Raw genomic sequence first — 13,466 nt, forward strand, 5'->3', positions numbered from 1 at the left:
TATGACAAGGAAAGTTGCGCTGTGGGTACTGGCTATTTTCATTACGATCTTACTACTTTTTGCTGCTTATCGACTGATAAAAAATCCGGTATACTTGAAAAATAAAGAACTTACGACATTTGATAAACGCAATATAGAGTTGATGAAAAATCATCGAGACAAATGTTTTGGAATAGATATTTCTCAATATCAAGGTGAAATTCATTGGGAATCAGTAGAAAAAATTAACCATCTCTACCCTATAAACTTTGTAGTAGTCCGTGCCTCAATGGGAAAAGATGGAGCCGATAAAAAGTTTACTTCCAACTGGAAGAAAGCAAAACAAAAAAATCTCATTCGTGGTGCATATCATTATTATCGACCAGACGAAGAATCAGAATTGCAAGCACTTAATTTTATTGCAAAAGTTAGTCTTTCACCCGGAGATTTACCGCCAGTTCTTGATATAGAAGAATACCCTACTATTCAGACAAAAGAAAACTTAATCAAAGGACTGAAAAATTGGCTAAAGATTATCGAAGAGTATTACGACGTGAAACCAATCATTTATTCGTATGATAAATATTATGAACACATCCTAAATGAGCATTTTAGCGATTATCCTCTTTGGATTGCGAACTATAATTTTGATGTAACTCAACCCAAAGAAAAATGGCTTTTTTGGCAATTCTCCGAAAATGGCTCTGTAAAAGGAATAAAAGGCACTGTAGATCTTAACATTTTCAATGGAAATGTATTCGACCTGCAAAACCTTACGACTAAAAAAATGGTGTATTAAAATAATACTATTACCAATCTATTACAACCACATCATCACATCGCACAAACCATCATCGAGATTTGATTACTTTTTCTATCCCTATCTTTTTCGGGAAATAACAATTTATAGCGTTTACAAATAATGATAAATAACTAATAATGCATAAAATATACTAAACAACGAAAAAAGAAATACGCTTCTCTAGGATTAAATCTTCAAATCGGATTTTGATATTTTTTAGTAATTTCACATTCTAAAGAATTACTAAACTTGTTTTCCATCCTATGGAAAAGTCAATATAATAACCAAATAAATTATAAATAAAACACCATGTTGAATACTAAAAAAGCCTTGATTACTGGAGGCAGCAGAGGTTTGGGGAAAGCAATTGCTTTGGCCTTTGCAAAAGAAGGAATAGATGTAGCAATTACAGGAAGAAACAAAGACCTACTGAAAAAAGTAGTAACAGAATTGCAAGAACTTGGCGTACGAGCAACCTATGCAATTTTTGACATTAAAAATCGTGAAGAAGTACACTCTTCACTTACGAAATTAACTGAAGATTTTGGGCCATTCGATATTCTAGTGAATAATGCAGGAATTTCTAAATTTGGTACTTTACTAGAAATGGAAGAAAGTGATTGGGAAAATATTTTACTCACCAACGTACTCGGAATGTACTATGTAACACGTGAAATTCTCCCGCAAATGATCGAGAAAAATGAAGGAGATATTTTCAACGTGTCGTCGACTGCTGGCTTGGCTGGCAACCCAACAACATCGGCATATTCGGCTTCTAAATTTGCGGTAATAGGAATGAACGAATCTTTGATGAAAGAAGTACGGAAAAACAATATCCGCGTTACAACCCTCACTCCATCTACAATTGCCTCTGATATGAGCAAACAATTGGGTCTAACCGACGGTAACCCAGAGAGTGTTTTACAGCCAGAAGATTTTGCCGAATTAATTGTTGCAACCCTAAAACTTCCTAGAAGAGCATTACTAAAATCTGCTTCTTTGTGGAGTACAAACCCTTGATGAAACAAAAAAACATTTTCAAATGAAGATGTTTTTTTTTTTTATATAATAAAGAAAATTCTTTCTACCAATTGATTTTCTCTTTATTATGTTTCTCTAAATAGGAATTGGTTTGAGAGAAATGATGATTGCCGAACCATTTTCCTTGATTAGCACTCATCGGTGATGGATGTCCAGACTTGAGAATTAAATGCTTAGAAGTATCGATTAATTTTTCTTTCTTATGTGCATGATTCCCCCAAAGCAAAAAAACAACATGTTCTTTTTGATCCGAAATTGTTTGTATAATCGTTTGGGTAAAAGTTTCCCAGCCCTTATTTTTATGGCTACCTGCAGAAGCCTTACGGACCGACAAAACATCGTTCAATAGAAAAACACCTTGTTTGGCCCAAGGTAATAAATCCCCAGAAGTTGGCATTTTCTTTAGTACATCTGTTTCTAGCTCTTTGAAAATATTTCGTAAACTCGGAGGAATTTTTACAGAAGAATTCACCGAAAAAGCCAAACCATTTGCTTGCCCATTACCATGATAAGGATCTTGACCTAGAATCACAACCTTTATCGCATCGAAAGGAGTTTGCAAAAAAGCAGAAAACAACTCGCTTTTGGGCGGATAAACCGTATGTTCGGCATACTCTCTTTCGATAAAAACAATTAAATCTCTGAAATAATCTTTTTTAGCCTCTTGACGAAAAACCTCCAACCACTTTTCATCTTGTATATTGTCGAACATACGAATTGATTTTTGAATCGTAAAATTATCGCTAATTTTGTACGGATGCAAGTAAGTAAACAGACTTTAAAAGATTTAGAATTTCCGGTCGTACTGGCCGAAATCATCCAATATATATATACCGAAAAAGTTGCTGAAAGAACAAAAAACCTTGTCCCTTACAGTAATCGGAACGAGTTGTTGATTGATTTACATACCACTAGCGAATACCTATCTACCCTAGAAAGTGGAAATAGTTTGCCGTTTTCTGAATATTTTATTTTGGATGAATACCTGAAACGACTTTCGATTGAAAACTATTATCTGCCTGCAGAAGAATTTTTCAAGATAAAATCGAATACTTTACAAATAAAAGAAATAAAAAAATACACGCGTAATTTCATAGAGTACGTTCCATATTTACATGCAAAAACCGAACAAATTATTTACGAGAAAGAAATTGTAAAAATTATCGATCAAGTATTCAATAAATTCGGAGAAATAAAAGATGATGCAAGCCCTGAGTTGAGAATCGTTCGGCAAGAAATTCGCGCTATCAGTTCTCGAATTACAGAATTATTCAACAAATCGATGAGTTATCATTCGGATGTTTTGGATGAAATCAGAGAATCTGTTGTAGGAAATCGCCGTGTTTTGGCTGTAAAATCTGCTCTGAGGAAACGTGTAAAAGGTCAATTTTTAGGTACATCAAAAACTGGATCTATCTCTTATATCGAACCCGAAAGCGTCCTGAACCCGAGAAGACAACTCGATGAATTACGCGAAGAAGAAAAGCATCTGATCATCCAGATTTTATTAAAACTAACATCTGAGATTGCTATATATCAGCCACTTATAGAAGAATATCAAGCTTTTCTAGAATATTTGGATCTTACACAAGCCAAGGCAAAATATGCCCAAAATATACAAGCAATTTTACCCACCCTGAAAGAGGAATTACAACTACAACTAATCGATGCTTATCATCCTGTTTTGTATTTGAATAATTTGCGTAAAGAACGTAGAACGATACCTCAAACACTTTCTCTCACCAAGAAACAGCGCATAATTATCATATCTGGCCCCAATGCTGGAGGGAAGTCTATTACCTTGAAAACCGTAGGACTGAACCAGTTGATGATACAATCAGGTATTTTGATTCCGGTTCATCCGAAAAGCGAAGTTGGCTTTTTTGATAAAATTTTCACCGATATTGGTGACAATCAATCTATAGAAAACCATCTTTCTACCTATAGTTATCGACTGAAACAAATGGCTTATTTTTTGAAATATGCCGACGAAAAATCTTTGTTATTGGTGGATGAATTTGGGACGGGTTCTGATCCTGAATTGGGTGGCGCATTGGCGGAAGTGTTTTTCGAAGAGTTTTATGAGAGAAATGCTTATGGAATTTTTACTACGCATTATACCAACATCAAACTAAGTGCAGAACGTCTAGAAGAAGCTATAAATGCCAGCATGCTTTTTGATAAAAAAAGTTTAGAACCGATGTATAAATTAGAACTCGGCCAAGCCGGAAGTTCGTTTACTTTTGAGGTTGCCGAAAAAAATAAAATTCCGTATCGATTAATCAACCGTGCAAAAAAGAAAGTAGAAAATGACAAGGTTCGTTTGGATAAAACGATTCTAAAATTACAACAAGAAAAATTCGAAATCCAAAAAACCAGAGATCAGGTTGTAGAACTAAAAGAAACGCATGAAGCTCATCAAGGAAAGCTAGAAGAAATGCAAGATAAAATCCAACAAAAACTCTATGATTTCCAACAGTTATATGCTAGTGAACAGAAAACTCTGATGATGGGAAAACGCATCAATGAAATGGCTGATTCTTATCTGAAAAGTAAAAATAAAAAACAGTTGATAAGCAATTTCCTCAAAATAATTGAAATGGAAAATTCGAAAAAAACCAATGAAATTCAACAACAAAAAAAGATTGAGAAAATTGTTGCCAAAGAAGTACAACGCGAATTAAAAAGCAATGCTAACGAAATAAAAAAAGAACAACACAAAAAAGAACAACGAGAAAAAGAAGCAATACAAAAGAAAATTCGGGAATTGAAAATTGGCGATCGGGTAAAAATCAATGGATCGTCAAGCGTTGGGACGATTGATAAAATAAAGGATGATATTATTTTTATTAACTATGGAGTTTTCACAACGAAAATATCTGTAGACGAGGTTTATAAGATATAATTTTTTCTTTGTTTTTTTATTTTAACAACAATCGAATGTGTTATCATGTAAAAGTGAATAAAACGAAAAAGGAATTGGAAAACAATACTAGAATTCCTTTCCTATCCAACCAAAAATTCGAGCCCAAGGAACATTTTAACGGTTTTGCGCATCCGTATTTACCGATTATCAAAACAGGACAAGAAGCCATAGAGCTTTTGCAATGGGGGCTTAAACCAAGTTGGGCACAAGAAGATTTTGACACCAACAACACACTCAATGCACGTGTAGAAACGCTAGAAGAAAAGCCATCTTTTCGCGAATCATTTAACAACCGTTGTGTTTTGGTGGTCGATAGTTTTTATGAATGGCGGCATGAAGGGCGAAACAAAATAAGATACGAAATTGGACACGATAATGAGCTTCTATTTTTGGCAGCCTTATACCAAAATGATACATTTTCTGTTGTAACTACCGAAGCTTTAGGAGTGATGAAATACATCCACAATCGTAAACAAAGAATGCCAATTGCATTTGACTCTTTGCCTAGTTGTGAGCAATGGTTGCATGGAGAAGATTTTGTTCCGTTTATCGATTTTTCTACGCAAAGAGAAGACAACCAAATTCGTTTATTTTAAAATTGTACCACTCTCCTACTCTTTTTCACGGTAATATATAACCTCTATGGTTCTTATTCTTCTCTACTCCTATTTGTTCGAACTAGAGAGGTTGATTGGTTTTTAGTGATGTGAATTAACGCATACTTATTTCAGCTAAAACTTATTTCCGGAAACGTTTCAGTTCTCGAATGATCGTCGAAACCACTCCCAAACAAACCACTACGTCTTCTGGTTGAATAATGAGAGAATCTTTGAAGTCTGGATTCAGCGCATAGAACATTTTTTTATTTGCATCCCATCTTTTTAGAGTGAAGTCTGAATTATTGATCGACACCACAGCATCATCACCATGCATCAACTGATAATCTGATCGGTTGACCAAAACATCGTTCATTTGGTAATGAGGATACATCGAAAGACCGCCTACACGAACCAAAAAGGTGCTTTCTGGTTTGCTAAGAAAACGTTCGTCTAAAGAGATTCTTTCTTGTCGGAAATCTTCTGCAGGCGAAGGAAAGCCCGCCGACACATCACCATAATAATGGGCATAATACCGAGTGTTTACTTTTTCCATTGTTAAAAATTCGAGTTCATTACCGAACTGTATATCTTGGATTAATTTCATTGTACCGTTAATATTTCTTGCCAATTTGTGGTATAATTAGGCGAAAGCCTTTCTTGTTTCATCTTCCATTTTCGTTGCAAGTCTTGTGATCCTAACAACAATTTGTGCCCACCATATCGTGCATTTATTTTATCCATTACTTGCATCAAAGCTTTATGCTTGGTCGATTCTTCATAGAAAATATTCAGCTGTGTCTGATGGTTGGGCGTAATTCCAGAAACAATAACTCCTGCTTTTTTATAAGCCGGAACCTTCCCTTCTGACGGAACTAATTTATCGAGCAAAAACAAAGCTATTTTGGATAAAACGATACTCGAACTAGAATCGGATTCTAAAGTTGTACTCAAGGTTGCAGAAACAAAGGGCAAATGCTCATCAAAACGATTGGTCATCACAAATACCGTAATCATCTTACAATTAGATTGTTCTTGCCGTAACTTTTCTGCACAAGAAATGGCAAAAGTTGCTACCCGTTCTTTGAGCTCATCGTAATTATCTATTGTGTGTTCGAAGCTTCGGGTAGTAGCAATACTTTTTTTACGCTTCACCTCCTCCAATTGCAAAACACTTTCTCCTAGCAATTCTTTTTTCAGGCGGAGTTCTACTACCGAGAAATTTCGACGAATATACGCATCATCCAACCGAGAAAAATCATAGGCAGTTCTACAACCAATATAGTTGAGTCGTCTAGAAAGTTGGTGTCCAATTCCCCAAATATCTTCACATTTCAGCCATTTCAAAGCTTTATTTTTTTTGATTTCTGTATCGATGATATACACTCCTTGGTGATGATTTGGAAATTTTTTTGCTATTCTATTTGCTGCTTTTGCCAACGTCTTGGTAGGTGCAATACCGACACAGACCGGGAGTTTTGTCAATTGAAAAATTGTATCTTTTATTTGTTGTCCATACTTTTCTAGATCAATCGAATCGAAACCCTTTAAACACAAAAAAGACTCATCAATAGAATAGACTTCTACAGCAGGACAAAATGTTTGTAGAATCTTCACTACTCGATTACTCATATCGGCGTACAAAACATAGTTAGAAGAAAAAACATGTACTTTGTGAAGCCGGAAAAAACCATCGTATTCAAAAGCTGGCGCCCCCATAGGTATACCCAGTGCTTTTGCTTCGTCGGATCTTGCTATTACACAACCATCGTTATTAGACAAAACAACAATTGGTTTGCCTCTTAGTTTCGGATTGAAGATTCGTTCGCAAGAAGCATAAAAATTATTACAATCAATCAACGCATACATATTACAAATCTGAAAAATCTAAACGCTATAAGGTGTCGCGGTAATTGTTAAAATAAAATCTGAAGTAGAGAAAAAAAACTGATTCTAAATAAAAGGTAACCCAAATCTTTTAGCTCACAAGGTTTTACGGTTACTTATTAAGAGGAGTTTGTGAAACATTCGGATAAAAAAATGCCTCCTGATTCTGGACAAGAGGCAACCCAAATGTTTTCACAACGGAATAATCCTTATTGTGAATTCCTTTCGAGGTAAATATATTAAACATTTACAAATAACGAAACACTTTTGTTAAAAAAATTAACTATTTTAGACTCCAAACACTAAATGACTTATGAAAACCATATTAGGACTAGATTTAGGCACCAACTCTATTGGATGGGCGTTGGTTGAACAAGACTTCGAAAATAAACAAGGACTGATTTTGGGAATGGGTAGTCGGATTATTCCTATGGATGCAGGTATAATAGGGAAGTTTGCAGAAGGAAGTTCCATCTCTCAAACGGCTGAAAGAACAGGCTATCGTAGTATCAGGAGATTGAGAGAAAGGCATTTACTTCGTAGAGAACGATTACACCGAGTACTCAATATTCTGAAGTTTTTACCCGAACATTATGCTGCTGAAATTGACTTTGAGAAACGATTTGGGCAGTTTTTAGCGGAAACTGAACCTAAATTGGCTTGGAAAAAGAGTGCTGAAGGTAAGTTTGAGTTTTTATTCCAACGTTCTTTTGATGAAATGGTAGCTGATTTTAAAGCCAATGGACAGGATATTAAAATTCCTTATGATTGGACAATTTATTATCTCCGGAAAAAAGCGTTGACTCAAAAAATTTCTCCTCAAGAACTGGCCTGGATTATTCTTAACTTTAATCAGAAAAGAGGGTATTACCAGTTAAGAGGAGAAGAAGAGGAAGAAAATCCTAACAAAAAGGTCGAATTCTACTCGTTGAAAATTGTGGATGTTGTAGCAGACGAACAACCCAATAAAAAAGGTGATACCTGGTATTCTTTACACCTTGAAAACGGTTGGGTTTATAGACGTTCGAGCAAAATCCCTCTTTATGATTGGAAAGATAAGGTGAGAGATTTTATCGTAACTACCGATATTAACGAAGATGGCTCAGAAAAGTTGGATAAAGACGGAGAGGTAAAAAGAAGTTTTCGTGCTCCAAAGGAAGACGATTGGACTTTGATAAAGAAGAAAACTGAACAAGAAATTGAACAATTCAATCAGACCGTAGGTAGCTATATCTATGAAGCCTTATTAGATAACCCTACTCAAAAAATAAGAGGAAAGTTAGTTCGTACCATTGAAAGAAAGTTTTATAAATCAGAGTTAAAGAAAATTTTAGAAAAACAAATAGAACTACAACCAGAACTGTTTACGGAAGATTTATATAATGCGTGTGCACGTGAGTTATATCGCAGCAATGTAGCGCACCAACAGCAGTTAAGTAGTCGAGATTTCGTGTATCTTTTTCTAAACGATATTATTTTCTACCAACGTCCGCTAAGAAGTCAGAAATCATTGATTTCCAATTGTTCTTTAGAATTTCGAACAATAAAAGATAAAGACGGTAATGGCCAAATTATTTATCTAAAGGCAATTCCAAAATCCAACCCATATTATCAAGAGTTTAGAGTTTGGCAATGGTTGTATAATTTGAAAATTTTTACCAAAGAGGACGATAAAGATGTTACGAATCAATTTATAAATAAAGTCGAAGATTTAGAGGCTCTTTTTGAGTTTCTGATGAACCAAAAAGAAGTCAATCACACCGATATTCTAACTTATCTCATCGAACCAATTGTAAAATCGAAGTATCCAAATGCAAAGGGTAAAGCATTTAAAGATGAACTAAAAAAAGAATTAAAGAAATACCGTTGGAATTATGTTTATGATGCTGATAAAGATGAGTCGAAGTCTTACCCGATGAATGAAACCAGGTATGAACTCAGAAAAAGATTGGATAAAGTAGAGAATGTTCCTGCTGATTTTATGACAAGAAAAATTGAACAACATTTATGGCACATTATTTATTCGGTTACCGATAAAATCGAGTTTGAAAAAGCACTAAAATCTTTTGCAAATAAATATGATTTACATCAGGAGTCTTTCGTAGAAAACTTCAAGCGTTTCAAACCTTTTGATAGTGATTATGGAACTTATTCTGAAAAAGCTATCAAAAAACTATTGCCTTTGATGAGAGTTGGAAAGTACTGGAGCTGGGAGGGCATCGATAACAATACAAAAAAGAGAATTGGTAAAATTATTACAGGAGAATATGATGAAACAATAAAAAATAGAGTTCGAGAAAAAGCGATTGATTTAACTGAAGAAAATCATTTTCAAGGTTTGCAATTGTGGTTGGCACAATACATTGTTTACGACCGACATTCCGAAGCTGACATCGCTGGAAAATGGAATTCAGTTGCCGATTTAGAACAATATTTGTCTGAATTTAAACAACATTCTTTGCGGAATCCTATTGTGGAACAGGTCATTACCGAAACACTTCGAGTAGTAAGGGATATTTGGAAACAATATGGAAAAGGCGCTAAAGATTATTTCGATGAAATTCATATCGAATTGGGACGTGAAATGAAAAATACGGCAGAGGAACGCAAACGCTTATCCAGCATTATTTCAGAAAACGAAACGACCAATCTCCGCATCAGAGCTATACTCGAAGAATTGATGTATGATGAAAATATGGAAAACGTGCGCCCTTATTCGCCAATGCAACAAGAAGCCTTAAAAATCTATGAAGATGGTGTACTAAGTTCAAGTGTAGAAATCCCAGAGGATATCGAAAAAATCAGTAAGAAATCCGAGCCAACAAAGTCAGAAATTCAACGATATAAATTGTGGTTAGAACAAAAATATCGTTCCCCTTATACAGGAAGACCGATTCCATTGAGTAAGTTGTTTACACCTGCTTATCAAATAGAGCACATTATCCCACAGGCAAGGTTTTTTGATGATGGCTTTTCCAATAAAGTGATTTGTGAATCTGAAGTCAACGCACTAAAGGATAAGATGCTGGGACTAGAGTTTATTCAAAATTATTATGGCCAAAAAGTCACTACCAGTTTTGGAGAAGTGACAATACTTACAGAAGATGCCTACAAAGCATTTGTGAAAGAACACTACGACAAGAACCGAAGCAAACGCAACAAACTTTTGTTGGAAGAAATTCCAGAAAAAATGATAGATCGACAAATGAATGACACAAGGTATATCAGTAAATATATCTCCAAAGTATTGTCAAATCTTGTTAGAGGTGAAAAGGACGATGAAGGAGTAAATTCTAAAAACATCATTCCTGGTAATGGAAAAATATCTGGAACATTAAAACAAGATTGGGGGTTAAATGATGTTTGGAATGACTTAATATTACCTCGATTTGAGCGGATGAATCAATTAACCAACTCCACTGATTTTACAGCTTGGAACGAAAAACATCAGAAATTTTTACCAACGATTCCATTAGAGCTATCAAAAGGTTTTCAAAAGAAACGGATTGATCACAGACATCACGCTTTAGACGCGTTAATTATCGCTTGTGCTACACGCGATCACGTCAATTTGTTGAATAATAAACACGCTAAATCAAGAAACGAGCGCTACGATCTACAACATAAGTTACGTCATACCACACCTTGGCAAGACAAGGAAGGAAAGGTTAGAACTAAATTCACAGAGTTTAAAAAACCATGGGAAACTTTTACTCAGGACACAAAAAAAGAATTGGAAAAAATTGTCGTGAGCTTTAAACAGAACTTACGTGTTATCAACAAAGCAACCAATTATTACGAAAAGATTGTTGACGGTAAAAAAGTAATGTTCAAACAAGAAGGGGTGAATTGGGCAATTCGTAAACCAATGCATAAAGAAACGGTTTCAGGAAAAATTGATTTACCCAGAGTAAAGGTGTCCAAAGGCAAAATATTGACTGCGACCAGAAAATCACTGGATACATCTTTTAATGCTAAAACAATTTTATCCATTACCGATACGGGAATTCAGAAAATTTTGTTGAATTATTTAAAAGCAAAAGGAAATCCTGAATTGGCGTTTTCTCCAGAGGGTATTGAAGAGATGAATCAAAACATTTCATTATATAATGATGGGAAACCACATCAACCTATTTTAAAAGTACGTGTATTCGAACAGGGAAGTAAATTCCCATTGGGAGAAACGGGTAACAAAACCACAAAATATGTGGAAGCTGCCAAAGGAACTAATCTCTTTTTTGGAGTATATGAAAATAATCAAGGAAAAAGAAGTTATAATACCATTCCTCTAAATCTTGTTATTGAACGACAAAAACAAGGATTAAACTCTGTGCCAGAAACGAATGAAAAAGGTCATCGCTTATTGTTTAGTTTGTCGCCAAACGATTTGGTTTATGTGCCGATCGAAGGAGAGGTTTTTGATAAGACTAATCCTGATGTAAATAGAATTTATAAAATAGTGAGCTTCAGTGGAAGTCAAATGTTTTGTGTAAGGCAAGATGTAGCTACATCGATTGTATATAAACTAGAATTTTCCTCTCTAAACAAAATGGAAAGAACTATAGATGGTATAATGATAAAAGAAATTTGTATCAAACTCAAAGTCGACCGTTTAGGTAACATTTCAAAAGCTTAACCCATGCTCAAACGTACCATATACATAGGCAATCCGGCTTATTTGAAGTTCAAGGATCATCAACTAAAAATAGAAGATCCCGAAACCAAGCAAGAAAAGGCCTCTATACCGATAGAAGATTTAGGTTTTTTGGTCCTCGATCATTATCAAATCACCATCAGTCAACCACTCATCGTAGCTTTGCAGCAAAACAATGTAGCCATTATCAGTTGCGATGAGAGTCATTTGCCTTTAGGTCTAATGTTGCCAATAAGTGGACATGTAGAACATAGCGAACGGTTGAAGCATCAGGTCAATATTTCAGAACCCTTGCGAAAACAATTATGGAAACAAACCGTAGAAGCGAAAATTTTTCAACAAAAAGAAGTTTTGCGCCTGAACAATTTACCACACGACCGTATGATTACGTATATGAATTCGGTAAAATCTGGCGATAGTACCAATATGGAAGGCATTGCTGCACAATATTATTGGTCTACCTTGTTTGATGATTTTATTCGCGATCGAAAAGGTGATGCACCCAATAATTTCCTCAATTTTGGCTACGCTGTTTTACGAAGTATGGTGGCTAGAGCAATTGTCTGTAGTGGATTGCATCCAACCATAGGCATCTTCCACAAAAACAAATACAATGCCTACTGTTTAGCCGATGATCTGATGGAACCTTACCGTCCGTATGTTGATCTTTTGGTGGTCGAATGGATGCAAAAACCTTTTTCACCCTACCAATTGGATAAGAATGCCAAAGCTCATTTGCTACAGATTGCCACCCGAGACGTAACTATCAACGGTTTACAACGACCTTTGATGACTGCCCTTAGCATTACAAGTAGTTCCTTGTATAAATGTTTCACAGGCGAAAATAGAGTTCTGAGTTACCCGATGTTATCATGAGTTTTAGTCGATATAACGCCTATAGAATTATGTGGGTACTCGTATTCTTTGATCTACCAACCGAAACCAAAAAACATCGAGCCATTGCGACTCGATTTAGAAAAAAATTGTTGGATGATGGATTTACCATGTTTCAATTCTCGATTTATATCCGACATTGTCCGAGTAGAGAAAATGCAGATGTACATATAAAAAGAGTAAAAAAAAGTTTACCGCCAGAAGGAAAAGTAGGAATTTTGTGCATCACCGACAAACAATTCGGACAAATGGAATTGTATTTTGCCCAAAAAGAAACCGATTTGCCCCAAGTTCCCCAACAATTAGAATTGTTTTAGGAAATAAAAAAATGCTTGCAGAAAGAAATTTCTTCAAGCATTTTTTGTTTTTTTCTTTTGTAGATCATCTTATACATCACTCATAATCAATCTTTTATATGAGGTTGTAATTCTACTGAGTAAATCTACAAAAATTTGAAAGGAATTCACAACTGGAGTCGCTCTTCACCTTCACGCCTTTGGGTTGTAATTCTACTGAGTAAATCTACAAAAATTTGAAAGGAATTCACAACAACCAAGACGCAAAGCGAGGTTCTACCAATGTTGTAATTCTACTGAGTAAATCTACAAAAATTTGAAAGGAATTCACAACTAGTCAAAGAACATATAGCTTTGTCAGGATGTTGTAATTCTACTGAGTAAATCTACA

At 35.1% G+C, this 13,466-nt stretch carries 10 protein-coding genes; 7 read left to right on the plus strand and 3 right to left on the minus strand.

The window, feature by feature from the left end; all coding sequences use genetic code 11:
* The first annotated feature begins 1 nt into the window (after position 1).
* Positions 2-778: a glycoside hydrolase family 25 protein gene (locus tag HMPREF2660_RS06695; RefSeq protein ID WP_070486255.1), complete on the plus strand. Its 777-nt coding sequence runs from the start codon at positions 2-4 to the stop codon at positions 776-778.
* Between the two features lie 312 nt (positions 779-1,090).
* Positions 1,091-1,801 (plus strand): 3-ketoacyl-ACP reductase, encoded by a 711-nt coding sequence (locus HMPREF2660_RS06700; protein WP_013598936.1) that lies wholly within the window; start codon positions 1,091-1,093, stop codon positions 1,799-1,801.
* 64 nt (positions 1,802-1,865) lie between these two features.
* Here HMPREF2660_RS06700 and ung read toward each other — a convergent pair whose 3' ends face one another.
* Positions 1,866-2,534, minus strand: a complete 669-nt coding sequence (gene ung, locus HMPREF2660_RS06705; protein WP_013598935.1) for a uracil-DNA glycosylase — start codon at positions 2,532-2,534, stop codon at positions 1,866-1,868.
* Positions 2,535-2,579: 45 nt separating this feature from the next.
* Here ung and HMPREF2660_RS06710 point away from each other — a divergent pair, with 45 nt between their 5' ends.
* Positions 2,580-4,727 (plus strand): endonuclease MutS2, encoded by a 2,148-nt coding sequence (locus HMPREF2660_RS06710; protein ID WP_070486257.1) that lies wholly within the window; start codon positions 2,580-2,582, stop codon positions 4,725-4,727.
* A gap of 35 nt (positions 4,728-4,762) precedes the next feature.
* On the plus strand, positions 4,763-5,344 hold the full coding sequence (locus tag HMPREF2660_RS06715) for an SOS response-associated peptidase (RefSeq protein WP_013598933.1): 582 nt from the start codon (positions 4,763-4,765) through the stop codon (positions 5,342-5,344).
* Positions 5,345-5,486: 142 nt separating this feature from the next.
* On the opposite strand, the gene HMPREF2660_RS06720 is transcribed toward HMPREF2660_RS06715, so the two are convergent.
* Both HMPREF2660_RS06720 and HMPREF2660_RS06725 read right to left on the minus strand, forming a co-directional pair.
* Positions 5,487-5,951 carry a LexA family protein gene (locus tag HMPREF2660_RS06720; protein ID WP_070486259.1) on the minus strand — a complete coding sequence of 155 codons (465 nt, stop codon included), beginning with the start codon at positions 5,949-5,951 and terminating at the stop codon, positions 5,487-5,489.
* Complete coding sequence (locus HMPREF2660_RS06725; RefSeq protein ID WP_070486262.1) at positions 5,948-7,213, minus strand: Y-family DNA polymerase; 1,266 nt, start codon at positions 7,211-7,213, stop codon at positions 5,948-5,950. The genes HMPREF2660_RS06720 and HMPREF2660_RS06725 overlap by 4 nt, the downstream gene beginning before the upstream one ends.
* Positions 7,214-7,544: 331 nt before the next feature.
* Here HMPREF2660_RS06725 and cas9 point away from each other — a divergent pair, with 331 nt between their 5' ends.
* Genes cas9 through cas2 form a run of 3 tightly spaced genes read left to right on the plus strand, consistent with a single transcriptional unit; the run spans position 7,545 to position 13,096 of the window.
* Positions 7,545-11,867: a type II CRISPR RNA-guided endonuclease Cas9 gene (gene cas9, locus HMPREF2660_RS06730; protein WP_070486265.1), complete on the plus strand. Its 4,323-nt coding sequence runs from the start codon at positions 7,545-7,547 to the stop codon at positions 11,865-11,867.
* 3 nt (positions 11,868-11,870) lie between these two features.
* Positions 11,871-12,761, plus strand: coding sequence for a type II CRISPR-associated endonuclease Cas1 (gene cas1 / locus HMPREF2660_RS06735; protein ID WP_070486266.1), 891 nt, complete (start codon positions 11,871-11,873; stop codon positions 12,759-12,761).
* Positions 12,758-13,096 (plus strand): CRISPR-associated endonuclease Cas2, encoded by a 339-nt coding sequence (gene cas2, locus HMPREF2660_RS06740; RefSeq protein ID WP_013598928.1) that lies wholly within the window; start codon positions 12,758-12,760, stop codon positions 13,094-13,096. Before cas1 ends, cas2 begins: the two co-directional genes overlap by 4 nt.
* Positions 13,097-13,466: the final 370 nt, after the last annotated feature.

This window comes from Weeksella sp. HMSC059D05, assembly GCF_001809725.1.
Lineage (GTDB): Bacteria > Bacteroidota > Bacteroidia > Flavobacteriales > Weeksellaceae > Weeksella > Weeksella virosa.

Bases quoted from the DNA above. Each gene is read 5' to 3' on its own strand.
- HMPREF2660_RS06695 (WP_070486255.1), top strand. From the start codon at position 2: ATGACAAGGAAAGTTGCGCTGTGGGTACTGGCTATTTTCATTACGATC.
- HMPREF2660_RS06700 (WP_013598936.1), top strand. From the start codon at position 1,091: ATGTTGAATACTAAAAAAGCCTTGATTACTGGAGGCAGCAGAGGTTTG.
- ung (WP_013598935.1), bottom strand. From the start codon at position 2,534: ATGTTCGACAATATACAAGATGAAAAGTGGTTGGAGGTTTTTCGTCAA.
- HMPREF2660_RS06710 (WP_070486257.1), top strand. From the start codon at position 2,580: ATGCAAGTAAGTAAACAGACTTTAAAAGATTTAGAATTTCCGGTCGTA.
- HMPREF2660_RS06715 (WP_013598933.1), top strand. From the start codon at position 4,763: ATGTGTTATCATGTAAAAGTGAATAAAACGAAAAAGGAATTGGAAAAC.
- HMPREF2660_RS06720 (WP_070486259.1), bottom strand. From the start codon at position 5,951: ATGAAATTAATCCAAGATATACAGTTCGGTAATGAACTCGAATTTTTA.
- HMPREF2660_RS06725 (WP_070486262.1), bottom strand. From the start codon at position 7,213: ATGTATGCGTTGATTGATTGTAATAATTTTTATGCTTCTTGCGAACGA.
- cas9 (WP_070486265.1), top strand. From the start codon at position 7,545: ATGAAAACCATATTAGGACTAGATTTAGGCACCAACTCTATTGGATGG.
- cas1 (WP_070486266.1), top strand. From the start codon at position 11,871: ATGCTCAAACGTACCATATACATAGGCAATCCGGCTTATTTGAAGTTC.
- cas2 (WP_013598928.1), top strand. From the start codon at position 12,758: ATGAGTTTTAGTCGATATAACGCCTATAGAATTATGTGGGTACTCGTA.